Below are 26,224 nucleotides of genomic sequence, written 5' to 3'. Positions count from 1 at the left end.
TTTCTCCAGATAGCGGGTATGTTCACGGGGTCGCAAGAGCTTCCGTGGGGGCGAGGCGGGCGGCGCGTACCGCCGGGTAGAGGCCGGCCACCCCGCCGATGATCAGCGTCGTGCCCACACCGCCGCCGAGCGCCCACGACGGGATCACCCACGGCCACAGCCGATACGTGGCGTAACCGGCCGTCACCGCCGCCCCGAGCAGCACTCCCCCGGCCCCGCCGAGCGCCGACAGCAGCAGTGACTCGGCGAGGAACTGGAGGCGGATCTGCCCGCGGGTGGCGCCCAGCGCCCGCCGCAGTCCGATCTCCGGCCGCCGCTCCAGCACCGAGATGACCATCGTGTTGGCCACCCCCACCCCGCCCACCAGCAGCGCCACCGCGCCGACGCCGAGCAGCAGCCCGGCGAACGCCTGCCCGGTGGCCTGCTTGGCGGCGAGGGCGTCGGACGGGCGGGACACCTCGACCTCGTTCGGCGCCGGCGGGTTGGCAGTCGCCGCGAGCAGCCCGCGCACGGTCGCCAGGCGGGATTCCGCGGACCGGGTGTACACCGTGGTGGCGTGCCCGTCGAAGGCCAGCCACCGGGCCGCGGACGGCCAGCCCACCAGGGCCGCGCTGTCCAGCTCGGCGGCGAGCGGGACGGGGTCGAGGATGCCGGTCACGGTGAACCGGACTCCGCCGATCACGATCTGGATGTCCGGGCCGGGGGCGCCGATGCCGAGCCGTTCGGCGGCCGCGGAACCGAGCACCACCGCGGGGAAGCTGCCGGTGGCGGTGGTGAGCCAGGCGCCGTCCCGGATCGTCGCGCCGACCGTGCCGGGCAGATCCTCCCGGGCCGCGTACGCGATCATGCCCCCGGTCTGCACGGAAGGGATCTTCTCCGAGCGGTACACCTTGGCGTCGCCGATCCGGCCGATCGCCGAGACCGCCTCGATCCCGTCGATCCGCTCGATCATCGGCTCGGCCTCCAGCGGCAGCTCCGCCTCCGCGCCGAGCAGGGTCTGCCCGGGTCCGACGGTCAGCAGATTCGTGCCCAGCGCCGACAGGGTGCGGTCCAGCTCCGCACCGGACGACGAGGAGATGCCGACGACCGCGACCATCGCCGCGATCCCGATGGCGATCCCCAGGGCGGACAGGAACGCCCGCATCGGCCGGGTCCGCAGCCCGGCGCCACCCACGCGTACCACGTCGGTGAATCTCATCGGGCCACCTCCCCGGTCCGGATCCGGCCGTCGCGCATCAGGATCTGCCGGGGTACGGACGCCGCGATCTCCCGGTCGTGCGTGATGATCACGACCGTGGTACCGGCCGCGTTCAGCTCCGCCAGCAGGCGCATCACCCCGTCGCCGGAGTGGGAGTCCAGGGCCCCGGTCGGTTCGTCGGCCAGCAGCAACGGCGGGCGGCCCACGACGGCCCGCGCGATCGCCACCCGCTGGCGTTCCCCGCCGGACAGCTCGTGCGGATCGTGCCGTAACCGGTGTCCCAGGCCGACCCGTTCCAGCGCCCCGGCGGCCCGGCGGCGCCGTTCGGTCCGCCGTACCCCCTGATAGAGCAGCCCGTCGGCCACGTTGTCCAGTGCGCTCGTCCCGGCCGCCAGGTGGAACTGCTGGAAGACGAACCCGATCCGGGCGGCCCGCAGGGCGGCGAGCCGCCGGTCGGGCAGCCCGGCCACGTCGTGCCCGTCGATCCGCACGATGCCGGAGGTCGGCCGGTCCAGCGTGCCGATCAGGTGCAGGACGGTCGACTTGCCGGAACCGGACGGGCCCACGACGGCGACCATCTCGCCGGCGGAGATCGACAGGTTCACCCCGTCCAGGGCGGTCACCCCACCCGGGTACGCCTTCGTCACCTCGATCAGCTCGATCACCGCGGCGCCCCGACCGTCGTGCCCTCGGCCAGGCCGTCGCCGGTGATCTCGACCCGCCCGTCGGCGAACAGCCCGGTCCGTACCGGTACCTGCCGGGTGCCGGCACCGTCGACGACCTCGACCGCGAAGCCGCCGTCCGGTGCCGCCATCAGCGCGGCCACCGGCACGGTCAGGACGTTCCGGCGCTCGGCCGCGGTGAAGGTGACGTCCACGGCGGCGCTTCCCAGCGCGGCGGCGGTCTTCGGGTCGGTGAGCGCGATCTGGGCCTCGACCTCGGTGGTGGGCCCGTCGTCGCCGGCCCCCGGCTCGATCACCGTGGCCACCTCGGTGACCCTGCCCGCGGCCCGCCGTCCGTCCGGCAGGGTGACCGACACGGTCGCGCCCGCCTTCGCGACCGGGCCGTCGGCGACGTCCAGCCGTACCGTGATCACCCTGCTCGTTCCGGTCCAGGTGAGCAGGTCACGGCCGGGGGCGACGGACTGGCCGGCCTCGGCGATCAGCGAGTCGACCCGGACCGGGCCGGACGCGAACACCACCTGGCCCAGCCGCAGCACCCCGGTCTCCGGCAGGCCGTTGTCCTCCTGCCACTGTTCGACCGCGTCGGCGGTGGCGCCGGTGTACTCGTCGTCGGCCGTGAAGCCGTCGTAGCCGAGAGCCGCCAGGTTGCGTTCCAGCTGGGCCACGTCGCGGCCCTCGTCGCCCGGGGACAGGTCGCGGTAGGCCGGGACCGGGCCGTACATCAGCACCGCCGGGTCGTCGTCGATCCGGTGCAACGGCCGGCCACGGGTCACCTGCGCGCCGCCGGCCGGCAGCCACGTGACGGTGCCGGCGGTCCGGGCCGCGGTGGTGCGGGTGGGGCCGTACCCCAGCTCGCCGTCGGCCTCCACCGACTCCCGCAACGTGCCCCGGGTGATCGTGGTGATGGCCGGCGGCAGCCGGTCGCCGTCGTCGGTGCCGCCACCCGCTCCCGGCCGTGCCGCCAGGACCGCCGCCGCGCCCGCCGAGGCGACCGCCACCACCCCGGCGACGATCTTCACGGCCCGGCCGCTCACCGCGGGACCCGCATCAGCGACGCGCAGGCCTTCTCGGCGGCCTCGAAGTCCGGGTCCTCGGCGGCGCCCGGGTCCAGGCGCACCATGCCGCCCTCCGGGTCCGGGAACGCGTCGACGCCGTTGTCGCGCATGCACTGGGCGTACTCCCGCATCGTGGCGTCGCGGGACGGGTCGGGCGCGGCGCCGCCGGCCATTCCCTGCGGCGCCCACTCCCGGCACGCCTCCATCGCGTCCTGCACCTTCCGCTGGTCGCTGCCCGGGCCGAACTTGAGCGTCATGCCCTTGCCCGGCTCCGGGTCGGGCACGTCCAGGCCCTGCTCGCGCAGGCACTCGGCGAACCTGAGGTTGCGGGCGTCCGGGTCCGGGGAGGTGGCGGGGGCGGGTTCCGCGGCGCTTGCGCAGCCGCCGAGCACGAGGACGAGGGCCAACCACGGCATGAGTCTCTTCATGGGCCACAGCCAACGCGGGACGCTGTTTCCGCGGCGTTCGCGGAAACGCCAACACCGCGGAAACACCGCGGATGACACGATCGGCGGATGCGGATCCTGGTGGTGGAGGACGAGCGGATGCTCGCCGACGCGATCGCCGAATGGCTGCGCGAGGAGGCACACGCCGTCGACGTGGCCGGTGACGGTGCCGCCGCCCTCGAACGCATCGGCGTCAACGACTACGACGTGGTGATCCTGGACCGGGATCTGCCGCGCGTGCACGGCGACGAGGTGTGCCGGCGGATGGTCGCCGACGGCCGGGCGACCCGGGTGCTGATGCTGACCGCGGCCGCCGGGGTCGGTGACCGGGTGGCCGGGCTGTCGCTCGGCGCCGACGACTACCTGACCAAGCCGTTCGCCATGCCGGAACTGGCCGCCCGGGTTCTCGCGCTGGGCCGCCGCACCCGGCCGGGCGCCCCGCCGGTGCTGCGCCGCGCCGGGATCACCCTCGACCCGGCCCGCCGCGAGGTCACCCGCGACGGCCGGTACGTGTCGCTGTCGAAGAAGGAGTTCGCCGTGCTGTTCGAGCTGCTGCGCGCCGACGGGACCGTGGTCTCCGCCGAGCACCTGCTGGAGAAGGCGTGGGACGAGCACGCCGACCCGTTCACCGGCGCGGTCCGGCTCGCGATCCTCAAACTGCGCCGCAAGCTCGGTGACCCGCAGATCATCGACACCCTGCCCGGCGTCGGGTACCGGATCGCATGAGACTCCCCCGGCCCACGCTGCGCCTGCGGCTCACCCTGGTCTGGTTCGGGTTCTTCCTGGTCGCCGGCCTGGCCCTGCTCGGGGTCACCTACCTGCTGTTCCGCAACCAGCTGCCGTGGACGCTCACCCCGCCCGCCATCGGGGACGGCCACAACCTCAAACGCGTCATCGTCAACAACGACGTGGTGCTCACCGGCGAAGCCGCGGACCGGCTCATCGACGCCCAGGTCGCCGAGGTCAGCCGGTCCTTCTTCCAGCAGGGCGCGCTGGCCTTCCTGTTCGTGGCGATCGCCGCCGGGGCGTCCGCGTGGGTGCTCACCGGCCGGATGCTGGCCCCGCTGCACCGGGTCACCGCCACCGCCCGGCGCATCGCCGCCGAACGTGGCCTCCAGCAGCGCATCCACCTGCACGGCCCGGACGACGAGGTGAAGGAACTGGCCGACACGTTCGACGGCATGGTCGAACGTCTCGAACACGCCTTCGACTCGCAACGGCGGTTCGTCGCCAACGCCTCCCACGAGCTGCGCACCCCGCTCACCCTCAACCGGGCGCTGGTCGAGCTGGCCATGCACCGCCGGACCGCGTCACCGGACGTGATCCGGCTCGGCGAGGACCTGTTGCAGATCAACACCCGGCACGAGCGGCTGATCAACGGCCTGCTGCTGCTCGCCCGCTCCGATCAGGAGCTGCCCGCGACCGCCCCGGTCGACCTGGCCGACGTGGTGTCGCACGTGGCCGAGCAGACCGGGGCCGAGGCGCAGGCGGCCGGAGTGAAGCTCACCGTGGTCGCCGGGCCGGCCCCCACCGAGGGCGACGGCCTGCTGCTCGAACAGCTCGTCCGCAACCTGGTGGAGAACGGCATCAGACACAACGATCCGGACCCGGGCGGATGGGTACGGGTGGAGAGCGGCCCGACCGCGACGATCACCGTCAGCAATTCCGGCCCGGTGATCCCGGTCTACGACGTGGCGGCGCTCTTCGAACCGTTCCGCCGCCTCGACGGCGACCGGGTGACCTCCGCCAGGGGCGCCGGCCTGGGACTGTCGATCGTCCGGTCGGTGGCCCGCGCCCACGGCGGCACGGTCGTGGCCCACCCGCGGGACGGCGGCGGGCTCGTCGTCACCGTCCGGCTGCCGGGCTCCAGCCCAGCGCCGGACCCAGACGGGTCGCCATGTCCGTGAGGATCTGCACATAGTCGTCGTGCTCGAAGGTGAACGGGAGCGCGAACGCCACCTCGTCGATCTCCCGGAAGGCGGCGTGCCCGTTCAGCCGCTCGGCGATCTCGGCCGAGCTGCCGACGATGTCCGGGGCGAACATCATCCGGGCCGGGCCCTGCGGCGTCAGGGTGCGCGGGAGACGCTTCGCCGCATACTCCCGGTATCTGGTGACCTGGGCCGGGGAGGCGCTGTCGGTGGGGATCACCACCAGGCCCTGCGAGACCCGGGCCCGGTCACCGTCCGGGTGGTGGGCCCGGAACGCCCGGATGTGCGCGAGCTGGATCTGCTCGAAGTCCTGCGGAAGCGGTTCCTCGGCCTTCACCACACTGCTGGTCAGGAAGTTCATGCCGTGCTCGCCGGCCCACTGCGCCGAGCGCACGCTTGCGCCGCCGTACCAGAGGCGGGACGCCAGACCCGGGGAGTGCGGCTGGACCCGGTCGGAGAACTGCTCGAACCCGTCGAAACCGGCGAACGACGTGACCGGCTCACCGCGTACCGCGGCGAGGAGTCTCTCGACCCGGGTGTAGCTGAAGTCCTCCGCGTCGGCGGTGTCCGGGTAGAGGGTGTCCCTGACCCGGTCGAACCGCATCGGCGGCCCGACGCTGACCCCGGGGTTGAGGCGGCCGCCGGAGAGCAGGTCGACGGTGGCCAGGTCCTCGGCCAGGCGCAGCGGGTTCTCCCAGCCCAGCGGGATGACCGCGGTGCCCAGCTCGATGCGGCTGGTGCGCTGCGACGCGGCGGCGAGCACGGCGACCGGCGAGGAGATGCCGAACTGGAGATGCCGGTGGCGCAGCCAGGCGCTGTCGAAGCCGAGGCTCTCGCCCAGCTCGATGATCTCGAGGGTGGACTCGTGGCCGCGGCGCGGATCCGCCTCGTCGAACAGCCCGATGGTCAGGAAACCCAGCCTGCGCAGCATGTGATCACCTTAGCCCCGGCAATCCCCTCCTTGGCAGTGGGAGTTACCGGCACCACTCGGCGCACCGTCCGTCCTGCCGGTGCAGGGACGGATCGGCCGATTATCCACCCGAACGGGACACCGCTACCCTTGGCTGATGCCGATCAGCCGGAGCCGCCGAAACCTGCTGATGCTGACAGCGATGGTGCTCGTTGTCGCCGCCCTGGTGGGGTTCCGCCTGACGCGCGGCGGCGGGCCGGGCCCGGCGGATCCGGCTCAGCCGATCGTCGCCGCCGACACCCCGCGCGCGTCGGCAGAGCCGCCGGCCGCCGTGCCGCCGGCCGCGCAACCACCCGCCGACCTGCCGGTCATCGCCTACGCGAAGGGTCCCCGCGGCCTGCCCGCCGACCCGGAGCCGGAATCGGTCGTCCCGATCACCGAGGCGCTGCGGCCCGGGACGAAGACGGCGCTGTACGACGCGCCCGGCGGCCGCCCCCGCGCCTACCTGCCGCCCCGGATCAGCGGCCTGCCGGTCGTCGTCCCGATCGTCGCCCGGGAGAACGGCTGGGCCGCCGTCCTCGCGCCGTCGTCCAACCGCACGATCGGCTGGGTGCCCGAGACCGGCTGGACCCCGGAGCCCCTGCGTGACCAGATCGTCGTGAGCCTGGCCGACCGCCGGATGACGTGGCTGCGCGAGGGCGCCGAGCAGGGCCGGTGGACCGTCGCGATCGGTACCGAGCGCACGCCGACCCCGCACGGGCGCACCTTCGTGCTCGGGCGCACGGGCACGTCGGGCGCCGTCTACGCCGGGCTGGACGCGCTGGTGCTCGGCTCCGTCCCGGAGGAGCCGGAGAAACTCGCCGCCAGTCTGCGCGGTGCGCACACCGGCATCCACGCCTGGACGAACCGGTCCGCCTTCGGCCGCGAGGTGTCCAACGGCTGCGTGCGCACCCCGGCCGCCGGCATGCGTGAGCTGCTCGCACAGGTCGACCCGGGCACCCCGGTGATCGTCACAGCCTGACGGTCACCCGATCGTCGCAGCCTGACGGTCACCCGATCGTCGCAGCCTGACGGTCACCCGATCGTCGCAGCCTGACGGTCACCCGATCGTCAGAGCCTGACGGTCACCCGGGAGGAGGCGCAGACCATCCAGCGGGACGCCGCACAGCGCGGGCCGTTGGTGCGGCCGGCCGACAGGTGGGTGACGAACCGGGAGGCGGGCGCCGGAGCCTGCCGCAGCATCTCCTTGCGCACCTCGTCGAGAAGGTCCGGCATGGGCAGGCCCAGCGCCCGGCAGATCGCCGCCAGCACCTCCGACGACGCCTCCTTCGTGCCGCGCTCCACCTCCGAGAGGTACGGCAACGACACCCCGGCCGCCGCGGCCACCTCCCGCAGAGTGCGGCCCTGGCCGAGCCGTATCCGGCGCAGCACCGCCCCGATGACCCGCCGCAGCAGTGGCATCCCGGTCTCCCTCCCCGCGTGTCCGTCCGCAGCCATCATCGCTGTAATCGTCGCGCAGTGCTAAGGTAGGGCCAGTCCGATCCCGGATGCAGGCGAATTCACATCGCCCCCGGTGATCATTCTTCCCCCGGCTGTCGCGGGGCACTCACGGCTTTTCCGGCCGGCAGATCCTCGCTTCACAGCGCCACCACCGGCGTTCCCGCAACGCCTTCCACCGGCGTTCCCGCAACGCCTGTCCCGGCGCTCCCCGCGACGCCTTCACCGGTTTTCGCGACGCCCTCACCGGCGATCCGTGCCGCCTCCACCCGAATCGAGTACTCCCATGTCCGAACCCGTACCCGTCGACGCTCTCGTCGACATCACCGACGACCGCGCCCTGCTGCGCCCGCACGGCTGGGCGCCCTCCCCCGACGATCTGCCGCTGGCCCGCGGGGAGACACGCCGCCTGCGCCTGCGCCGCGGCGACCGGGTCACCGGTTTCCGGTTCCCCGACCGCACACTCCAGCTGACCTCGGTGAACAACCGTCCACCCGGCCCGCGCCCGGACTTCTACCAGGCCACGTCGGTGCACCCGCACGAGCGCCTGCGCCTGGAGACCGACCCGCACCGCCTGACCACCCGCGTGATCGACCTGCTCATGCCGATCGGCAAGGGCCAGCGCGCCATCATCGCCGCGCCGCCGAAGGCCGGCAAGACCACGATCCTGCACGACATCGCCGGCGCGATCACCCACAACCACCCCGACTGCCACCTGATGGTGCTGCTGGTCGACGAGCGCCCCGAAGAGGTGACCGACATGCGCCGTACGATCAAGGGCGAGGTCGTCGCGTCCCCCTTCGACCGCCCGCCGCACGAGCACATCGCCGTCGCCGAACTCGCCGCCGAACGCGCGAAACGCCTGGCCGAACAGGGCGAGGACGTGATCCTGCTGCTCGACTCCCTGACCCGGCTGGCCCGCGCCTACAACCTGGTCGCCCCACCGCGCGGGCGCACCCTCTCCGGCGGCCTGGACACCGGCGCCCTCCACCCGCCCAAGCGCCTGCTCGGAGCGGCCCGCGCCCTGGACGGCGGCGGCTCCGTCACGATCATCGCCTCGGCTCTCGTAGAGACCGGTTCCGCGATGGACAATCTGATCTTCGAGGAGCTGAAGAGCACCGGCAACGCCGACCTCAAACTCGACCGCACGCTCGCCGACGCCCGCGTCTTCCCGGCCGTCGACGTCGCCGCCTCCGGCACCCGCCACGACGAGGCGCTGCTGCACCCCGCCGAACTCCCGCTGGTCACCCAGCTGCGACGCGCCCTGACCAGCACCAACCCCCGCGACGCGATGCCCGGCTTCCTGCGGCGGCTGCACTCCAGCACCTCCAACGCGGCGTTCCTGCAGACCCTCAGCCGGTACGGCCAGTAGGAGCACCGGGGCCACCACGCGACGCGGGCGTCCCCTCGCGGCCCCGGCGCGTCCGCCGGGCCGGCTGCCCGCCTCCCGCTGACGGCACGGTGGCGCGCCCGTGCGAACGTTCCACCGATAGGCTGCCCGGATGGCGGTTGAGGCCGTGGTGCGGGAGCTGCTCGCCGCGATTCCGGTGGGCTGCACCTGGTTGGTGCCCGTCCGCGGGCCGGACGACACGATCGTGGATTTCCGGATCGCGGCGACCGGTGACCGGATCCGGGACGTGTTCGGCCGGGGGACGCAGCGCATCGACAGTCTGATCAGCGAGCTGTATCCGCAGTTGACCGGCGGTCCGCTGTGGAATCTGTACGTCGAGGTGATGTCGACCGGCACACCGGGCCGGATGGACGAGTTCCGGTTCGAGGAGAGCCGTTCCGGGGTGATCGCCGAGTCCCGGTTCGAGATCAGTGTCTACCGGGTGCTGGGCGGGCTGCTCGTCTGGTGGCAGCGGGTCGACGAATATCAGCGCCGGCTGGAACACACCGAGGCGCTGGGCAGTCTCGGCTGGTCCGAGTACGACCTGACGACCGGCCGCACCGACTGGTCCCCCGGGATGTATCCGATCTTCGAGCGGGATCCGGCGGACGGGCCGTTACCGCGCACCGATCAGGCGCGGGCGATGCTGCCGGAGGACCGGGGTGTCGCCGAGGCGGCCTGGCAGACCCTGGACAGCGGCGGCACCTCGGACGTGACGGTCCGGTTCGACATCGGCGGGCGGGTCAAGCACCTGCGGATCCTGTCCGATGTGGCCCACGACGCGTCCGGCACACCGGTGAAGATCTACGCGGTGGTGCAGGACGTGACGGCGCGGGTCGACTCCCGTACCGAGATCGAGTCGTTGAGCGACCGCCTGCGGACCCGGGAGATCACCGCCCTGGCCGAGCATCGCCTGGCCGGGCAGTTGCAGAACATGATCCAGCCGGTGCCGCGGTCCCCGTTCCCGCTGGCCGGCCTGGAGGCGATGGTCAGCTATCTGCCGGCGGAGAGCGCGGTGCGGGTGGGCGGCGACTGGTACCACGCGCAGACCCTGCCGGACGGCCTGGTCGCCCTGGCGATCGGCGACGTCGCCGGCCACGGTCTGGAAGCGGCCAGCGGCATGGCACACCTGCGGTTCGCCCTGGTGGCGTGGCTGTCGATCGGCATCCGCGAACCCGGCGTGCTGCTCGGCCACATGAACCGCCTGTGTGCCCAGCTCGGCATCACCGGCACCGCGCTGGTGGCGATCTACGACCCGCGGACCCGGGAGTTGCCGTGGGCCAGGGCCGGCCACCTGCCACCCCTGCTGGGCCGCGACGGCCGCAGCACCGCCCTGAAACACCCTCCGGGCCTGCTGCTCGGCGCGGAGCCGGAGACCGGCTTCCCGACGGAGAGCACCTGTCTGGAGGCCGGCGACCTGGTCCTCTTTCACACCGACGGCCTGGTCGAACGCCGCGGCGCAGGCACCGACGGCCGTTGCACGGAGATCCGTGACCACCTGTCGGCGGTCTCCGCCGACCCGGGCGCGGAGCCACTGCCGCGCCTCCACCGCCTGATGCACGCCCCAAGCCCGGACGACGACACGTGCACCCTCGCCGTCCGCGTCCTGCCTTAGACCGCGGCGAAATCCGGTGGGTACCGGCTTAAACCGCGGCGAGATCCGGTGCGTGCCGGCTTAAACCGCGGCGAGATCCGGTGCGTGCCGGCCCAAACCGCGGCAAGATTCGGTGCGTGCAGGCTTAAACCGCGGCCAGATCAGGTGCGTGCCGGGCGGCGAGGCGGGTCCAGGCCGGCGTTCCGCCGGGCAGGGGCCATGCTCGGGTACGCGCTTCCGCCCGCGTCGCCTCCCACAGGTCCGTCCCTAGCCGCTGTCCGAGAATGGTCAGCGCGGCGGCGGTACCCGGGTAGCGCCGCATCCGTGCCTCGCTCGCCAGGTACCGGTCGACGAGTGCCCGCTCCGAGGCGGCGGTCGCCTCGGGGTCGACGAGGGTGAGGGCGAGCATCGGCGGGTCCCGGCCCTCGGCGAGTGACGCGGCCAGCCGGTCGTGCCCGTCCACCACCACGTAGCCGACCAGACCGCTGACCCACCAGAGCAGCACCGGCGGTAGGGAACCGTCGTGGATCCGCTTGCGGTAGGCCTTGACCCGCCCGTCGTCCGCGGCGGACAGGGTGCGCAGGGGCAGCACCGGCCAGTCGCCGACCCAGTCGAGGTAGCCCCGGTCGGCGCCGAGCACCTCCCACCGCCACAGTCCGGATCGCAATCGCGGGACGTGCGAACTGATCAGCCATCGGCCGGCGTGCAGTGGGCCGTACCGCGAACGGGCGAGCTCTGACCGGAAGTGATGGGCCCACCGCGCCCACCATGCCGTGTCGCCACCGGCGGCGGCCCCGGCCGTGTGGGCGGCCCGCAGTGGCGCGACCGGTGACCGGTAGTGGCCGGTGCGCACGTAGTCGGCGCCGTAGTGATCGTCCTCGACCCGCGCGATGATCACCGGATCGTCGCCCTGACGGATCAGCAGCAGGCTCCGGCCGGCCGCCTCGATCCGCAGCGCCGGGCGCCCGGTCGCCGTGACGTCCAGCAGCAGGTTCGCCTCCTCCACGCCGACCATGATGGACCATCCGCGGGCGGGCCCGGCACGAATTACGCGCCCCCTCCGGGGTGAGGACCCGGAAGCCGCCCGGTGAGGACCCGGAAGCTGGCCGGTGAGGCCCGGGAGGCCGGGAAGGCCGCCCGGATGGCTGCCGGACCGGTCGGGGGCGGGTGCGGCTGGAGACCCAGGTGGCGGCGGGGCCCGTAGGTTCCGGCGGCGACCGGGGAGCTCAGAGGTTGAGGCAGATCCGCACGAGCGTGCCGCCGGGGACCGCCGTGGTGTAGACGGCGTCGCAGACCCGCTCGACGATGGCGAGGCCCCGGCCGCGGATCGCTTCGGCGCCGGGCATGGAACGGCCGAAAGGGCGGGACTGCCCCTGGTCGACGACGTCGCAGACGAGCCGGCCGTCCTCGACCCAGACCCGGATGTGGCCGCCGCCGCCGGTGTGCTGGAGCGTGTTGGTGGTGAGTTCGCTGACCGCGAGGGTGAGCACCTCGACGCGGGTCTCGGGCAGGCCGAGGGCGAGCGCCCGCTCGGTGACGAAGGCCCGGACCCGGCGCAGGTCGTCGGGGACCTCGTAGAACATGCCGTCGACGGCCTCGGCGGAGAGGTCAGACATGGCGGCGCTCCTCCGCCGGGGCGCGCAGCAGGGTGTCGAGGCCGGTGATCTCGAGGACCGAGGCGACCGGGCCGGCCGCGTTGATCACGTAGATGTGCCCGCCGGTCTGCTTGGCCGCGTGATGGGCGACGACGAGGCTGTGCACGCCGCTGGAGTCGATGAACGTGAGCCGGGCCAGGTCGACGAAGACGGCCCGGGCCCGGTGCACGGCGTCGAGCAGGACCGCGGTCAGGTGCTCCCGGGCCGCCAGGTCGCACTCGCCGGTGAGAGACACGGTGATCCGGCCGCTCGCGGCAGAGGTCCTCGCCTCGAAATTCGCCATCGATCGCCGTATCCTTCCCGGCGGCCGTCCGCCTGCACCGGCCATCATGTCATCCCGGCCAGGAAATCGGGGTGACCGCCGGTCACCCCGTGCGGGGGACCGCATCGACGAGAGCGGCCAGCGCACGGGCGATGCAGTCGAGACCGCCGGTGGGCGGGCCACCGGGTTCGATCATGTACTGGTCGCGGCGGACCTCGATCATCAGCGCCCGGACCGCGGGGTCGCGGTGGTAGTGCCGCAGCGGGACGTAACAGCCGGCGAACGGGGTGTTCAGCGCGGTCTCCCCGAACACGGACCGGGCGGCGGCGATCAGCGGCTCCGGGGTGTGGTACGGGTCGGTGCCGAGGCAGACGGGTGGGCGCGGCCCGTCCCCGTGCAGCTCGTAGGGCAGCGCCACGGTCGGATAGGAGTGCACGTCGAGCACCACCGCCTGCCCGGTGGCGGCGAGGCGTTCCTCGACGAGGGTGGTCATCGCCGCGGCGTACGGCTGGAAGATGCTCTCCATGAGGACCGCGTCGCGGGCCGGGTCGTCGGCGCGCAACCGGCGCCCGGCGTGCCCGTGGGTGTAGACCGGGCCCATGCCGGCCGACAGCATCTCGTCCTCGGCGAACCGTTCGGGGTCGACGACGAGCCGGGACAGCCGGTTGACGAGGGTCCACGGGCGGCGGCGCGCCAGGCCGGCCGCGATGCCGGCGATCAGATCGGTGTGCGCGTCGGTCAGGTGGTCCAGTTCCTCGGCGATCCTCTCCGGAAAGAGCCCGGATTCGACGAGGCGCCGGGAGGAATGGGGAACGTGCAGGATCACCGGCGAGACGGCGTCGCCGGGCAGAACGTCGAAAGCCACCGCGCGAGAGTACGCGCGGTGGCTTTCGAGGGAATCGATCAGGCCAGCTCGGAGCAGATCGTGTCGATCAGCAGGCGGGTGACCACGTACGGGTCGACGTTCGCGTTCGGGCGACGGTCCTCGATGTAGCCCTTGCCGTCCTTCTCGACCTGCCACGGGATGCGCACCGACGCGCCGCGGTCGGACACGCCGTAGCTGTACTCGGTCCACGGGGCGGTCTCGTGCAGGCCGGTGAGGCGCTGGTCGATGCCGGCACCGTAACCGTCGACGTGCTCCTGGCGCTTCTTGCCCAGTGCCTCGGCGGCGGCGATGATCGCGTCGTAGCCCTCGCGCATGGCCTTGGTGGAGAAGTTGGTGTGCGCGCCGGCACCGTTCCAGTCGCCCTTGACCGGCTTCGGGTCGAGGGTGGCGGAGACTCCGTGGTCCTCGGCGATGCGGTAGAGCAGCCAGCGGGCCACCCACAGCTCGTCGGCGACCTGCGGCGCGGCGACCGGGCCGATCTGGAACTCCCACTGACCGGGCATGACCTCGGCGTTGATGCCGGACAGGTGCAGGCCGGCGGCGAGCACCGCGTCCATGTGCTCCTCGACGATCTCGCGGCCGAAGACCTCGTCCGCGCCGACGCCGCAGTAGTAGCCACCCTGCGGGGCGGGGTAGCCGCCGCCGACCGGGAAGCCGAGCGGGCGACCGTCCTTGAAGAAGGTGTACTCCTGCTCGATGCCGAAGATCGCCTCCTGGTCGGCGTACTTCTCGGCGACCGCGCGGAGCGGGGCACGGGTGTTGGTCGGGTGCGGAGTGCCGTCGATCAGCTCGACCTCGCACAGCACGATGATGTTGTCACCGCCGCGGATCGGGTCGGGACAGACGAACACCGGCTGGAGCACGCAGTCGGACTTGTCACCGGGCGCCTGGTTGGTGCTGGAACCGTCGAAGCCCCAGATCCCGGGCTTCTCGCCGGCGGCCAGGATCTTGGTCTTGGAGCGCAGCTTCGCGGTGGGCTGGGTTCCGTCGACCCAGAGGTACTCGGCCTTGACAGCCATGGTGCGTTTCTCCTCAAACTGGCGTACTCGGGGCGTACTCCACATAGCCTGTTTCAGTGAGGTAAATACTCGCTAAACCCAGGCGCAGCGCGAGGACGATAACCGCCCCAGATCAACTCCTTGTTTCCGATCCCGCACCGTGGATGGGTGATCCCGGTAACCTTCACCAGTTCCGGGCGGCCGCGAGGAGGACGGCCCGGATCTCGGCGAGATCCGGCGCGCCGGCCCGGGTGGCCAGATACAGCGTGTTGATCGGCGGATCCTCGGTGGGCATCAGATCGACGAGCGCCCCGGTCCGCAGTTCCTCCTCCACCAGATACCGTGGCAGCACGGTCGCGCCGATTCCGGCGACCGCGGCGGCCCGCAGCCCCCGCAGGTCCGGCACGACCAGGACCGCGCGCTTCGGCGGCGGGGTGCCCAGCACATGCCGCCACCAGCGCCGGATGATCGGCAGCTCCTCGGCGTAGGCCAGCAGGTGGGAGAGATCCACACCGGGCGCGGCGACCAGCACGAACTCCTCGTCGCACAGCGGCTCGGCGTGCAGCCCCGCCCGGCGCGGCCGGATCGCGCTGACGACCAGGTCGAGCCGCCCGTCGGCCAGTTCGGTGAGCAGGTCGTCGGCCAACCCCAGGCGCACCCGCACGTCGGTGCCACCGGCGATCACCCCGGCCAGCGCGGGCAGCACCCGGGCGCTCATCAGCTCGGCCGGCCCGCCCAGGTGCACGGTCCGGCCGGCCGCCGGCGACCCGAGCAGCCCGGACGCCACCGCGGTGAGGGCGTCCATCGGCCCGTCCAGCCGCCGGGCCAGATCGTCGGCGGCCGCGGTGGGGGTCACCCCCCGGGCGCCGCGGACGAACAGCGGCTGACCGATCCGGCCCTCCAGGGTGCGCAGCTGCCCGGTGACGGTGGGCTGGGCGAGGCCGAGCGTCTCGGCGGCGCGCGTCATGGTCCCGGCGCGGTAGACGGTCAGGAAGGTATGCAGCAGGTCGAGCACGTCATCAGTATTCCTATAACTGACTTCAGATTTCCTGTTGGTTCCCGATGGCTCGGCAGGGGCATGGTTCAGGCATGACGACGAACACGATCCTGATCGGCCTCACCAGTCACGGCGACCTGGGCGGCCTGCGTTCCACCGGCTACTACCTGCCCGAAGCCGCGCACCCGTGGCGGGTCTTCACCGACGCCGGCTACACGGTCGAGTTCGCCTCGGTGGCCGGCGGCGAGCCCCCGGTCGACGGCGCCGACCTGTCCGACCCGGTGCAGAAGGAGTTCACCGAGCAGGTCTCGCTCAAGCAGACCCCGACCTTCGCCGGGCTGGACCCGGCCGGCTATGACGCGGTCCTGTTCGCCGGCGGGCACGGCGCCATGTGGGACTTCCCGTCCGACCCCGCTCTCGCGGGTTTCGCCCGTGCCCTCTACGAGCGCGGCGGCGTGGTGGCCGCCGTCTGCCACGGCCCGGCCGCCCTCATCGGGCTCACCCTCTCCGACGGCACACCCCTGGTCGCCGGTAAGCGGGTGGCCGCGTTCACCGACAGCGAGGAGAACGCCGTCGGCCTCACCGAGGTCGTCCCGTTCCTGCTGCAGAGCCGCCTCGAGCAGCTCGGCGCGCACCACAGCGGCGCCGACGACTGGCAGCCGCACGTGGTCACCGACGGCACCCTGGTCACCGGCCAGAACCCGGCGTCGTCGACGGGTGTCGCCGAAGCCGTCGTGGCAGTCTTGAAGAAGTGAGTCCGACCCACGACGATCAGGGGAGGACTCAGGAGGAGGCGCCGTGGCCACCCAGAGGATCGTCGTGGGTTATGACGGCTCGCCCGACGCCCGTAAGGCCGCGCGGTGGGCCCTCGACGAGGCGCGGCGAACCGACGCCACAGTGGAGCTGCTCTACGCGTACGAATGGCCCAGTTATGTCCCCGCCGCGGCGATGATGCCCGCTGCCGCCGTCTATCCGGACGCGGACACCGACGACGCGGTCGGGGAGATGCTGGGCCGGGCCCTGGAGACGGCCGCCGTGACCCACCCCTGTGTCCGGTTGCGTACCCGCGTCGAGCACGGTACGGCGGCGGTCGCCCTGGCCCAGCGCAGTGCCGAGGCCTCGCTCGTGGTGGTCGGCGGGCCACGGCACTCCGCGGTGCGGGCGCTGCTCGGCTCGACCAGTGTCTCGGTGAGCACGCACGCCCGCTGCCCGGTCGTGGTGGTGCGCGGCGAGCCCCGGGACACCGCCCCGGTGGTGGCCGGAGTGGACGATTCGCCGGCCGCCGCCACGGTTCTCCGGTTCGCCTTCGAGCAGGCCGCGGTCCGGGGGGTGCCGGTCCGGGCGGTGCACGGCTGGCCGGCGCCCGGCGGCGACCTGCTCTGCGACGCGAACCTGAGCGCCGTCGCGGCCGAGCGGCACCGCCTGGAGGCGGTGGTCGACTGCTGGCGCGGCCGGTTCCCGCACGTCCCGGTCACCGCCGAGGTCCTGGTCGGTGCGCCCGGCGAGGTGCTGGCCGAGGCCGCGGCGGGCGCCCAGCTCGTGGTGGCCGGGGCGCGGACCCGGCGGGTGCTGCGGGTGCCGTTCTCCGCGTCGATCGGCCGGCACCTGCTGCACCGGGCCCGGTGCAGCATCGCCCTGGTACACGGCCTCCGCTGACCGACCTGGGCATTCTGCCGAAAATCACCCGGAACGGCTCCTACAGTGGGGGCCATGCAGGCGGACACCATCACCACGCCGACCCGGCGCACCATGCTGGAACGCGTCCTCGGCGATCGCAGTCTGCTGCTCAAGAGCACCATCGCCGCCGCGTGCGTGGCCCTCGTCGCGGTGGTCGTCACCGCGGTCGCCCTGTCCCGGATCGCCACCCTGCGCGACAGCCTGCAGGACATGAAGGACCAGCACGTCGACAGCATGGAACTGATCGCGAACATGCGGCACGGGCTCACCGAGTGGTTCCGCAGCGCCCTCAAATACAACGCCGGCGTCAGCGGCAACGACCCCGGCCTCAAACAGACGGGTCTCGACGACAAGGACGTGGCGGCCGCCCGGATCGACGACGCCCTCGCCGCCTACCGCGAGATCGCCACCGCATCCGGCGCCACCGACCGCCTGGCGAAACTGGACGCGTTCGCCGAGGCCGTCGAGTATCACCGCGGCCTCAGCAACGTGATCATCTTCCAGGAGGCGCCGCCGTCCGGGTTCCAGATGCCGGCCCCGCAGGACATCCTCCCCGCGTTCAACAAGGGCGACGCCGGCATGGCCGACGCCATGAACGATCTCCAGGCGGCCGAGGAGGCCGGCGCGGACGCGATGGCGAAGGAGGGCAACGACGCGTACCACCGGGCCCTCTGGATGACGCTCGGCGGGCTGGCCCTCGGTTTCGTGATCGCCGGTTTCGTCGGCATCGGCGTGATGCGGCTGATCAAACGTCAGCTGGCGACGGTGTCCACGGCCCTGCGCGCGGTGGCCGACGGCGACCTGACGGTGCCCGCCGAGGTCCGCTCCCGCGATGAGCTCGGCCAGATGGCCGAGGCCACCAACCGCGCCCGGGAGGGTCTGCTCACCAGCGTCCGCCAGCTCAACCACGGCGCCGAGGTGCTCGGCGACGTCACCCAGCGCCTCACGTCGATCACCACCCGCCTGGACGCCGAGGCCCGCGAAGCCTCCGAACAGGCCGGCCTGGTCGCCGGAACCGCCGGCGAGGTGTCGGCGAGCGTCCAGTCGGTGGCCGCCGGTTCCGACGAGATGGGCGCCTCCATCCGGGAGATCTCGGAGAACGCCAACAACGCCGCCCAGGTCGCCTCCAGCGCGGTCGGCGTCGCCCAGACCACCAACGACACGGTCGCCAAACTGGGCACGTCGTCGGAGGAGATCGGCAACGTCGTCAAGGTGATCACCGCGATCGCCGAGCAGACGAATCTGCTCGCCCTGAACGCCACCATCGAAGCGGCCCGGGCCGGTGAACTGGGCAAGGGCTTCGCCGTGGTCGCCACCGAGGTCAAGGACCTGGCCCAGGAGACCGCGAAGGCCACCGAGGACATCGCCCGCCGCGTCGAGGCGATCCAGGCCGACACGTCCAGCGCGGTCGTCGCCATCCAGGAGATCTCGCGCATCATCTCCGAGATCAACGACTATCAGGTGACGATCGCCTCCGCCGTCGAGGAGCAGACCGCCACCACCAACGAGATGTCCCGCAGCATCGGCGAGGCCGCCAACGGCAGCTCGGTCATCGCCGGCAACATCAACGCCGTCGCCAGCGCCGCCCACGCCACCACGGCCGCCCTCGGCGAGGCCGAGTCCTCGGTCGGCGAACTCACCCAGGTCGCCGGCGAACTCCGCGAGGTCGTCCAGCGCTTCCGGGTCTGACCCGCCGATCTTGCCCGGCTGGTCCTCACCGCTGTCTCAAACGCCGCGAGACAGCGGTGAGGACCAGCCGGGAAGATCTGGCTGGCTGTCACCGCTGTCTCAAACGCCGCGAGACAGCGGTGAGGACCAGCCGGGGAGATCTGGCTGGCTGCCACCGCTGTTTCGGCGCGCCCGAGACAGCGGTGTGGACCAGCCGGGGCGCGATCCACCGTTGTGGCCCGGTGAGAGGCGGTGCAGGGGGCGGCGGCCGGGGCGCTGAGGGTGGCCGCGCCCGGGCGGTGGTCGCGTGTCGGCACAGGCACGGGGCGGGTGGCCGTACAAGAAGGAGATCGCCTGCCCGGAGCACCGCCGAAGCGGGCCGGGCAGGCGAACCTGGACCGGAGACGATCAGGGGTGGGCGGGCACCAGGTGCTGGACGCGGCGCAGGAGCTCGGCCGGGCTGAACGGTTTGACCAGGTAGTCCTCGGCGCCGACCATCTCGCCCAGGATGACGTCGGAGGCGTTCCCGCGGCCGCTGACGATGATCACCGGGATGTGGGCGGTCTGCGGGGACGAGTGCAGCTCGTAGCAGAAGCCGAGACCGTCCAGGCCGGGCATGGAGACGTCGAGCAGGACCAGCGACGGGCGCTCGTTGACCGCGAGCGACATGGCGGTACGCCCGTTGTCGGCCTCGAGGACGCGGTAGCCGGCGGCGCGCAGCTTGACCGCCACGAGGTCGCGGACGTCGCCGTCGTCGTCGGCGATGAGGACGGTGGGCGGCTGGAGGGCCGCTGCCCAGTCGTCCGCGGGCCACGGCAGGGCGTCGGCGTCGCTGAACGTCAGTGCCGTGGTCGTGGCGGACGGGGTCTGGGGCATGTCATCTCCTTCTTGCTGGGACCGTTCTGATCGGCGTGAACTCCCCGGACCGCAGAATCACCACGGTTGCGATCGTGGTGCGAAGGCAGAGAGGCGGCAGGGGCCGGTGGTGACACCGACGGACCGAGCGGTTAGGTTAGGGTTACCTAAACAAGGAGGCGACCGTGACCCAGACCGTCGTGCCGACCGAGGTGTCCCCGTTCCGGTTCTTCCCGGTCGAGGTCGCCCGCATCGTCCGGCTGAGCCCCAACTTCGTGCGGGTGACGTTCACCGGCGAGGATCTGGCCCGGTTCGCCGACAACGGGTGGGACCAGCGGATCAAGCTCATCCCGCCGCTGGAGGAGTCCGGCCACGACCACCTGCCGACCGGCCCCGACTGGTACACGCGGTGGCGTTCCCTGCCGGACGCACAGCGCAACCCGATCCGGACGTACACGGTGCGCAACGTCCGCGCCGAGCAGCGTGAGGTCGACGTCGACATGGTGCTGCACGGGGTGAACGGCCCGGCGTCGCGCTGGGCGGTGGCCGCCCGCCCGGGTTCGAAGATGTGCATCATGGGGCCGAACGCCGAGTTCACCGGCAGGTCCGGCGGCATCGACTTCCACCCGCCGGCCGCGACCCGCCGGATTCTGCTGGTCGGCGACGAGACGGCGGTCCCGGCGATCGCGTCGATCCTGTCCCGCCTGCCGCAGGACGCGGTCGGTCACGCGCTGCTGGAGGTGCCGGAGAGCGGGGACCGGTTCGACCTCGCGAAGCCGGCCGGGTTCACGGTGACATGGCTGCCGCGCGACGGTGCCGAGCACGGCGTCACGCTGGTCCCGGCAGTGCGCGAGGTCGCGCAGCAGCTGCTCGGTGACTGCCGGACCCCGGCGGCGGCCGACCTGGAGGACGTCGACGTCGACCACGACATCCTCTGGGAGGTGCCGGAGGAGTCGGCGGGCACCCCGGACGGGTTCTACGCGTGGCTGGCCGGCGAGGCCGCGGTGATCAAGACGCTGCGCCGCCATCTGGTGTCCGAGTGTGGCGTCGACCGGCGCGCGGTCGCGTTCATGGGCTACTGGCGCCTGGGCCGCCCCGAGTGCTGAACTGCCCTTGATCTGACAGCGCCCGGGGCGGCCGGGTGACACCGTCGGAGGGGTGACCCTTCGTGTACGAGCCGAGCTGCGCCGATCGGGTGGATTCCGGGCCCGGTCGCTGCGCGTCGTCCTGGACTCCGACACCCTCCCCCGCGACCAGGCCGCCCAGCTGACCAGCCTGGTCGAGCAGATCGACCTGACCCGGGTGGGCGCGCAGATCGGTGCCGCCTCGAACGCCGACCTGACCCGGTACCAGCTGGCCGTCGAGTACGGCGGGCGGCACTGGCGCGGCACCGTGGCCGAACCGTGCGTACCGGTGGAACTACGCCCTCTCCTGCGGTTCCTGACCAGTGCCGCCCGCTGACGCTCACACCCGGTGCAGGCCGGGCCGCCCGGCCTCGACCACGAACGACGCATTCGTCGACACCGGCGCGCCCGGCCGGCTGACCCGCGGCAGCACCCGGAAGTCGGCCCGGATCCGATCCTGCCCGATCGTGACCATCGTGTACCCGCGCCGCTCCGAGTAGTGCCTGATGTGCGGGTTGACCCCGGGCCACGGCACCTCCCGCAGCGCGGTGCCGTCCCCGTTCGAGCTGACCGACGTGCAGATCAGCTCGGTGCCGATGGTCGCCGAGCCGGGATCGCGGTAGTCGAGTTTCAGGTCGTTCGCCAGCGCCGCGTGCACGTCCCCGGTCAGTACCAGCGGGTTGCGCACCCCGCGCTGCAGCCAGCCTCGTTGCAGCCGGTCGCGGGCGCCGCGGTACCCGTCCCAGGCGTCCATGTTGGCCGCGCCGGTCTCGTCGGCGTACCGGGCGAAGAACACCTGCTGGCCGAGCACGTCCCAGGTGCCGTAGTGCCGGGCCAGACCGTCGAGCAGCCACTTCTCCTGCGCCGCACCGGTGATCGTGCGGTTCGGGGCATCCGCGGCCGCGCACACCTTCCAGTAGTCGCCGCACGGCTGGTCGTCGCGGAACTGCCGGGTGTCGAGCATGTGGAAGGTGGCCAGCCGGCCCCATCCCACCCGGCGGTAGAACGAGGCCGACCGCAGTGGCATGTTCTCGTAGTACGCCCGGTACGCCGCCGCCCGCCGGGCGCGCCACTGCGCCGTGGTCAGCGCCGGGCGGCTGTTGCCCCGTACCAGCTTCGCGTAGTTGTTCTCCACCTCGTGGTCGTCCGGCACCACCAGCCACGGTGCGGCGGCATGCGCGGCCCGCAGATCCGGGTCGGTACGGTACTGCGCGTACCGCCGCCGGTAGTCGGCCAGCGTCACCGTCTCCCCGCCGGCGTGCGACCGGACCCGCCCCGGACTCCCGCTCTCCTCGTAGATGTAGTCGCCCAGGAACAGCACCAGCCCCGGGTTCTCCTCGGCGATCCGGCGGTACGCCGTGTAGTAGCCGTTCTCGTAGTTGGCACATGAGGCGACCGCGATCCGCAGGTCCGGGCCGAACGTGCCGGCGGCCGGGGCGGTACGCGTCCGCCCGACCGGCGAGATCTGCCCGAACGCCCGGAACCGGTAGTAGTAGACCGCGCCGGGCTGCAGTCCCCGGGCGATGACGTGGACCGAGTGCGCGTCGGCCCAGCGGGCGTTCACCGTGCCCGAGGCGACGATCCGGCTGAACCGTGCGGTGGTGGCCACCTGCCACTGCACGGCGATGGGTTTGCGGGGCATACCGCCGTGCCCGTCGGCGTTGAGCGGCCGGACCGCGAGCCGCGTCCAGAGCACCACGCTGGTCGGGGCCGGATCACCGGAGGCGACGCCGAGCCTGAACGGATTCAGGGGGCCGGCCGTGGCGGAGGAGGACAGAACGAGCGATCCAGCGGCTGCGGCGCCACCGAGAATGAAGTAACGGCGATCGATGCGCGTCATGATGCGTACGATCGGGGCGCCGCGTGAATGCCACCGCCGCCGCCCGGCTACCCCCGATGACGCGAACCACAAGAAAGCGCAAGCAATCGCCGAACGCCCGGCCGCCCTGGACGAAACGGGACTTTGCCGGGCACTTGCCGAAACGCTCAGACCCGGCCGTGACCTGCCGAACGTCGCCGACGTGAGCAACCCCCGCTACGCCCTGCGCTCCGCCATGTTCGTGACGGTGTATCTGGCCGGATTCCTGATCGCCCCGCTGGTTCCGGTCTTCCCGTTGGCCCCGCTCGTGGTCGGCGGCGTATGGCTGACCGCGCAGGCCGGTTACCGGCGCCGCCGCTTCGACGTGATCATGCTGGCCACCGCCACCGCGGTGGGTGCCACCCTGCAGGGCGCGGGCCTGCTGCTGTCGCTCGCCATCGTGGGGTGGGCGGTCCTGCCGTCGCTGCTCTTCGCGATCCTGCTGAATCTCTGGCTGCCCGGCTACTGGCGGGGCCACGGCGACCGGTTCCGCCGGCCGAGCGCCGCCGTCCTCCCGCTGGCCGGGATCGCGGTGCTGACGGCGGGCGCCGGGATGGTGATCTGGGCCGTCATCGACGTCGGTTTCGAGGAGTCCGCCGTCGTCGTTCCCTTCGTCCGCGACGTCATCGCGTTGTTCCTGGCGCCGTTCGCCGTCAACGCCTACCGGCGCCTCCGTTCCCCGCGCCGGAGCGGGCTGACCGTCGTCCGCTGAGAATCGCCGTAATGATCGAAGCGGAGAGTCACCCGCGGTGAGAGAATTCCCGGCCTGAGAGTCAGGCAACGGGGAGGACCACCAGCGATGACGACCTATGGGCGGGGCACACGGGTGCTGCGAAGATACGGCCTCTGGGTACTGGTCGTGATCACCGCGACCGTCACTGCCGCCTGGGGCCTGCACCGGTCGGCCCGGCCCGTCTGGGAGTCCGCGGCCACCGTCCTGATCGAGACCCGACAGGACCTGGAGACGGAACGCCGGATCATCCTGTCCGACGCGGTGGCACGCCCGGCCGCCGGACGGGTCGGGCAGGACACCGGCACGTTCCTGACCGGCCTGGCCATCGAGGTGCCACCGGGCGCGAACGTGCTGCGGTTCGTCTACACCGCCGACGACGCGTTCAGCGCACACCTGGGGGCCCGGGCGCTCGTCGAGTCGTACGCCGCCTACCGCTCCGGGGTGTCGGTGCTGAGCGAACCGAACCTGCCCACCACCCCGGCCGCCCGCCCGCTCCCCTGGTACCTGGCCGCCGGTGCCGTCGCCGGGCTGCTGCTCGGCACCGGCACCGCGTTCCTGCGGGCCCGTACCCGCCGTACGATCCGCGACCGTGACGACTACGCGGCGCTGACCGGCTCGCCGGTGCTGGCGACCGTGCCCCGCCACCGGCGCCCCGGCGGCGTCCCGATCGTGGTCCGCGAACCCGGGTCGCCGGCCGCCGAGTCCTATCGCTACCTGCGGGCCCGCCTCCAGCCGTCACTGCGCCCGACCGGCGCGACCACGATCCTGGTGACCAGTCCCGGCGACCGGCAGGGCCGCACCACCACCGCCGCCAACCTGGCGGTGACTCTCGCCCGGTCCGGCCGTAACGTCGTCCTCGTCGACGCCGACCTGCGCAACCCGCGGCTGCACCACGTCTTCCAGACCACCGGGGACCACGGCCTGACCACGCTGCTCGACGGCGACACCACCGTCTCCGAGGTGCTGGAGGAGACCCCGGAGCCGCGCCTGCGCCTCATTGCGGCCGGTCCCCGCGACGGCGAGCACGTCGACCTGCTGGACGGCGCCCAGTTGGCCCGGGTGCTGCGGGCGGTGCAGAAACACGCCGACGTGATCGTCCTCGACTCGCCGGCGGTGCTCAGCGCCGCCGACGCGATCGCCCTGGCCGCCCTGAGCGACCGGGTGCTGCTGGTCGGCAACTTCGCCCGTACCAGCCGTCAGACGGTCCGCCGCGCCCTCGCCGAACTCGCCGACGTCGTGCACGGCAACGTCAGCCCGGTGCTGGTGAACGTGCCGAAGAGCGGCGGCGCCCTGGTACCGCGGGCCCGCACCCGGCCACCCACGGCGCCGCCACCCGCCCGCGACCGCCTGTTGTCCGACGCCGACGACGTGGCGCCACCCGCGGTGACCTCGCACTCCTACGTGGACGTGGAGGCGGAGGACATCAAGGACGACCCGCTGGCCGACTACCACGCCCGCACCAAGACGGTGGCCGTCCCGGTCATCTACGGCTCCCGGCAGGCCACCACCACACCCGACGACGACGAACGCGAGGACGCCGAGCCCGAGGGGACTAGTCCTGTCGGATCGGTGACAACGCCCGCGGCGGTGTCGGATTAACGTCGGCGCTGAAGCGTGAATGAACCGTGACGCAGGGTTGGATCCCGGCATACAACGGGCATACGGCCGCCAAGCCCTGCGAGTCTTACCGGAGAGGTGAGCTATGACCACGAACCAGACCACGATCAGTGAAGTCCCCGCCGACATCAACGGCACGTCCGAACCCACGCGCCGGCGAGTGACCGAGACGGTGCGCAACCATCCCAAGAAGACGGCGACCGCGACCACCCTGGTCCTGGCCGCCGCGGCAGCCGCCGCCGTGCTCCTGAGCAGGCGTCGCTCCGCCAAGGTCACGACCCGCGGCCGCAATCGTCTGGCCGCGTTACTGCACCGCTGACCCACCGAACCCGGCGCCACCGTCCGCATGGACGGTGGCGCCGGCCGTTCCCCAACCCGGGCCTCACACGCGACCCGCCGGCCGGTTCTACCCGGCCCTCACAGCCGCGCCGACCGGTTCCATCCGGCCCTCACAACCGCGCCGACCGGTTCTGCCCGGCGTTCACACCCGCTCGCCGGTGATGTAGCCGGTCAGGGTGCTTCGTTCGTCCTCCAGCTCCCCGATCCGGTTCTTCACGACGTCGCCGATGCTGACGACCCCGCGCAGCACACCGTCCACCACGACCGGCACGTGCCGGAACCGCCGCTCGGTCATCAACCGCTCGACCTCCTCCAGCTGTGCCTCCGGCGCGACCGTCCGCACCTGGGTGGTCGCGATCGCACTCACCGGTTCCGCCAGCACCGCCGCACCGCGGGCCGCGAGGGCCCGCACGACGTCCCGCTCACTGACGATCCCGTCCACCACCGAACCGTCCCGCGACACCACAGCCGCGCCGATCCCGTGTTCCGCCAGAACGGCCAACAGCCGTTCGATACTCGCATCCGGTCTGACGGTGACCACCTGCTCGCCCTTGACTCGCAAGATGTCGCTGATCCGCATCGTCCCTCCCTCGCACTGGTCCTGCACCGGTCGGCCCCGCGTTACCCCCCTCTATGCCGAACCGGAGCCGTCCCTGTCAAGAAGGACACCCTTTTTCGGTACGCTCCACCCCTCACCAACCGCAAGATCACCCACTCGGCTGCGCCGCGACCGCCGGCGGAGTCCCGTCCCGGAAACACAGAAAAGGCCCACCCGTTACCCGGGTGGGCCTTTCCTTACGTTGAGTCCGGCGGCGTCCTACTCTCCCACACCCTCCCGAGTGCAGTACCATCGG

Annotated in this window: 27 protein-coding genes and 1 pseudogene; 13 read left to right on the top strand and 15 right to left on the bottom strand. The window is 72.4% G+C overall.

What is annotated here, in order from left to right; all coding sequences use genetic code 11:
- Positions 1-22 precede the first annotated feature (22 nt).
- From BC793_RS46175 to BC793_RS46160, 4 genes are read right to left on the bottom strand one after another with little or no spacing between them, the layout of a single operon-like run.
- Positions 23-1,198 (bottom strand): ABC transporter permease, encoded by a 1,176-nt coding sequence (locus BC793_RS46175; RefSeq protein ID WP_109603006.1) that lies wholly within the window; start codon positions 1,196-1,198, stop codon positions 23-25.
- Complete coding sequence (locus BC793_RS46170) at positions 1,195-1,863, bottom strand: ABC transporter ATP-binding protein (protein WP_109603005.1); 669 nt, start codon at positions 1,861-1,863, stop codon at positions 1,195-1,197. The genes BC793_RS46175 and BC793_RS46170 overlap by 4 nt, the downstream gene beginning before the upstream one ends.
- Entirely contained in the window at positions 1,860-2,915 is a 1,056-nt protein-coding gene (locus BC793_RS46165) for an efflux RND transporter periplasmic adaptor subunit (RefSeq protein WP_203896643.1), read from the bottom strand. The genes BC793_RS46170 and BC793_RS46165 overlap by 4 nt, the downstream gene beginning before the upstream one ends.
- A complete protein-coding gene (locus BC793_RS46160) occupies positions 2,912-3,352 on the bottom strand; it encodes a hypothetical protein (protein ID WP_109603004.1) in 441 nt (146 codons plus the stop codon). Before BC793_RS46160 ends, BC793_RS46165 begins: the two co-directional genes overlap by 4 nt.
- A 99-nt stretch (positions 3,353-3,451) precedes the next feature.
- Between BC793_RS46160 and BC793_RS46155 the strand changes: the two genes are divergently transcribed.
- Both BC793_RS46155 and BC793_RS46150 read left to right on the top strand, forming a co-directional pair.
- Entirely contained in the window at positions 3,452-4,108 is a 657-nt protein-coding gene (locus BC793_RS46155) for a response regulator transcription factor (protein ID WP_109603003.1), read from the top strand.
- Positions 4,105-5,289, top strand: a complete 1,185-nt coding sequence (locus BC793_RS46150) for a sensor histidine kinase (RefSeq protein WP_109603002.1) — start codon at positions 4,105-4,107, stop codon at positions 5,287-5,289. Before BC793_RS46155 ends, BC793_RS46150 begins: the two co-directional genes overlap by 4 nt.
- Here the strand turns inward: BC793_RS46150 and BC793_RS46145 are convergent.
- On the bottom strand, positions 5,228-6,241 hold the full coding sequence (locus BC793_RS46145) for an LLM class flavin-dependent oxidoreductase (RefSeq protein WP_109603001.1): 1,014 nt from the start codon (positions 6,239-6,241) through the stop codon (positions 5,228-5,230). The genes BC793_RS46150 and BC793_RS46145 overlap by 62 nt on opposite strands.
- Positions 6,242-6,377: 136 nt before the next feature.
- On the opposite strand from BC793_RS46145, the gene BC793_RS46140 reads away from it, so the two are divergent.
- Positions 6,378-7,241, top strand: coding sequence for a L,D-transpeptidase (locus BC793_RS46140; protein WP_239170718.1), 864 nt, complete (start codon positions 6,378-6,380; stop codon positions 7,239-7,241).
- A 211-nt stretch (positions 7,242-7,452) separates the two neighbouring features.
- Here the strand turns inward: BC793_RS46140 and BC793_RS46135 are convergent.
- Positions 7,453-7,681: pseudogene (locus BC793_RS46135) on the bottom strand (helix-turn-helix domain-containing protein); the annotation flags it as partial.
- 322 nt (positions 7,682-8,003) lie between these two features.
- Between BC793_RS46135 and rho the strand changes: the two are divergent.
- Together rho and BC793_RS46125 are read left to right on the top strand one after the other, a co-directional pair.
- Complete coding sequence (rho, locus tag BC793_RS46130; protein WP_109602999.1) at positions 8,004-9,089, top strand: transcription termination factor Rho; 1,086 nt, start codon at positions 8,004-8,006, stop codon at positions 9,087-9,089.
- A gap of 130 nt (positions 9,090-9,219) precedes the next feature.
- On the top strand, positions 9,220-10,722 hold the full coding sequence (locus BC793_RS46125; protein ID WP_109602998.1) for a PP2C family protein-serine/threonine phosphatase: 1,503 nt from the start codon (positions 9,220-9,222) through the stop codon (positions 10,720-10,722).
- 124 nt (positions 10,723-10,846) lie between these two features.
- Here the strand turns inward: BC793_RS46125 and BC793_RS46120 are convergent, their stop codons facing one another.
- The 6 genes from BC793_RS46120 to BC793_RS46095 form a co-directional block, all read right to left on the bottom strand.
- Positions 10,847-11,707 (bottom strand): hypothetical protein, encoded by an 861-nt coding sequence (locus BC793_RS46120; RefSeq protein WP_146246760.1) that lies wholly within the window; start codon positions 11,705-11,707, stop codon positions 10,847-10,849.
- A 220-nt stretch (positions 11,708-11,927) separates the two neighbouring features.
- Complete coding sequence (locus BC793_RS46115; RefSeq protein WP_109602996.1) at positions 11,928-12,317, bottom strand: ATP-binding protein; 390 nt, start codon at positions 12,315-12,317, stop codon at positions 11,928-11,930.
- Positions 12,310-12,639, bottom strand: a complete 330-nt coding sequence (locus tag BC793_RS46110; RefSeq protein ID WP_109602995.1) for an STAS domain-containing protein — start codon at positions 12,637-12,639, stop codon at positions 12,310-12,312. Before BC793_RS46110 ends, BC793_RS46115 begins: the two co-directional genes overlap by 8 nt.
- An 82-nt stretch (positions 12,640-12,721) precedes the next feature.
- Complete coding sequence (locus BC793_RS46105; protein WP_109602994.1) at positions 12,722-13,483, bottom strand: N-formylglutamate amidohydrolase; 762 nt, start codon at positions 13,481-13,483, stop codon at positions 12,722-12,724.
- A 38-nt stretch (positions 13,484-13,521) separates the two neighbouring features.
- Positions 13,522-14,523 (bottom strand): glutamine synthetase, encoded by a 1,002-nt coding sequence (gene glnII, locus BC793_RS46100; RefSeq protein WP_109602993.1) that lies wholly within the window; start codon positions 14,521-14,523, stop codon positions 13,522-13,524.
- Positions 14,524-14,686: 163 nt separating this feature from the next.
- Positions 14,687-15,517, bottom strand: a complete 831-nt coding sequence (locus BC793_RS46095) for a LysR family transcriptional regulator (RefSeq protein WP_239170717.1) — start codon at positions 15,515-15,517, stop codon at positions 14,687-14,689.
- Between the two features lie 74 nt (positions 15,518-15,591).
- Here BC793_RS46095 and BC793_RS46090 point away from each other — a divergent pair, with 74 nt between their 5' ends.
- The 3 genes from BC793_RS46090 to BC793_RS46080 are packed head-to-tail and all read left to right on the top strand — an operon-like array spanning position 15,592 to position 18,865.
- Positions 15,592-16,254 (top strand): type 1 glutamine amidotransferase domain-containing protein, encoded by a 663-nt coding sequence (locus tag BC793_RS46090; RefSeq protein ID WP_109602992.1) that lies wholly within the window; start codon positions 15,592-15,594, stop codon positions 16,252-16,254.
- Positions 16,255-16,297: 43 nt separating this feature from the next.
- The gene (locus BC793_RS46085) at positions 16,298-17,155 is read left to right on the top strand and encodes a universal stress protein (RefSeq protein ID WP_109602991.1); all 858 of its coding nucleotides are present in this window, start codon (positions 16,298-16,300) and stop codon (positions 17,153-17,155) included.
- A 54-nt stretch (positions 17,156-17,209) separates the two neighbouring features.
- Positions 17,210-18,865 carry a methyl-accepting chemotaxis protein gene (locus BC793_RS46080; RefSeq protein WP_109602990.1) on the top strand — a complete coding sequence of 552 codons (1,656 nt, stop codon included), beginning with the start codon at positions 17,210-17,212 and terminating at the stop codon, positions 18,863-18,865.
- A gap of 387 nt (positions 18,866-19,252) precedes the next feature.
- Here the strand turns inward: BC793_RS46080 and BC793_RS46075 are convergent, their stop codons facing one another.
- The gene (locus tag BC793_RS46075; RefSeq protein ID WP_109602989.1) at positions 19,253-19,720 is read right to left on the bottom strand and encodes a response regulator; all 468 of its coding nucleotides are present in this window, start codon (positions 19,718-19,720) and stop codon (positions 19,253-19,255) included.
- A 164-nt stretch (positions 19,721-19,884) separates the two neighbouring features.
- On the opposite strand from BC793_RS46075, the gene BC793_RS46070 reads away from it, so the two are divergent.
- Entirely contained in the window at positions 19,885-20,805 is a 921-nt protein-coding gene (locus BC793_RS46070; protein ID WP_109602988.1) for a siderophore-interacting protein, read from the top strand.
- Positions 20,806-20,857: 52 nt separating this feature from the next.
- Positions 20,858-21,160 carry a protealysin inhibitor emfourin gene (locus BC793_RS46065; RefSeq protein ID WP_109602987.1) on the top strand — a complete coding sequence of 101 codons (303 nt, stop codon included), beginning with the start codon at positions 20,858-20,860 and terminating at the stop codon, positions 21,158-21,160.
- 3 nt (positions 21,161-21,163) lie between these two features.
- Here the strand turns inward: BC793_RS46065 and BC793_RS46060 are convergent, their stop codons facing one another.
- The gene (locus tag BC793_RS46060) at positions 21,164-22,663 is read right to left on the bottom strand and encodes an alkaline phosphatase D family protein (protein ID WP_109602986.1); all 1,500 of its coding nucleotides are present in this window, start codon (positions 22,661-22,663) and stop codon (positions 21,164-21,166) included.
- A 181-nt stretch (positions 22,664-22,844) separates the two neighbouring features.
- Between BC793_RS46060 and BC793_RS46055 the strand changes: the two genes are divergently transcribed.
- From BC793_RS46055 to BC793_RS46045, 3 genes are all read left to right on the top strand, one after another.
- Positions 22,845-23,393, top strand: coding sequence for a hypothetical protein (locus tag BC793_RS46055; RefSeq protein ID WP_109602985.1), 549 nt, complete (start codon positions 22,845-22,847; stop codon positions 23,391-23,393).
- 87 nt (positions 23,394-23,480) lie between these two features.
- On the top strand, positions 23,481-25,013 hold the full coding sequence (locus tag BC793_RS46050; protein ID WP_109602984.1) for a tyrosine-protein kinase domain-containing protein: 1,533 nt from the start codon (positions 23,481-23,483) through the stop codon (positions 25,011-25,013).
- Between the two features lie 103 nt (positions 25,014-25,116).
- Positions 25,117-25,350, top strand: a complete 234-nt coding sequence (locus tag BC793_RS46045) for a hypothetical protein (protein WP_109602983.1) — start codon at positions 25,117-25,119, stop codon at positions 25,348-25,350.
- Between the two features lie 162 nt (positions 25,351-25,512).
- Here the strand turns inward: BC793_RS46045 and BC793_RS46040 are convergent, their stop codons facing one another.
- Positions 25,513-25,950 (bottom strand): CBS domain-containing protein, encoded by a 438-nt coding sequence (locus BC793_RS46040; RefSeq protein ID WP_109602982.1) that lies wholly within the window; start codon positions 25,948-25,950, stop codon positions 25,513-25,515.
- Between the last annotated feature and the right edge of the window lie 274 nt (positions 25,951-26,224).

Source organism: Actinoplanes xinjiangensis, from assembly GCF_003148685.1.
Classification (GTDB): Bacteria; Actinomycetota; Actinomycetes; order Mycobacteriales; family Micromonosporaceae; genus Actinoplanes; species Actinoplanes xinjiangensis.
Note: the sequence above shows the minus strand (reverse complement) of the source record. Positions and strands in the feature narration are given on the sequence as shown.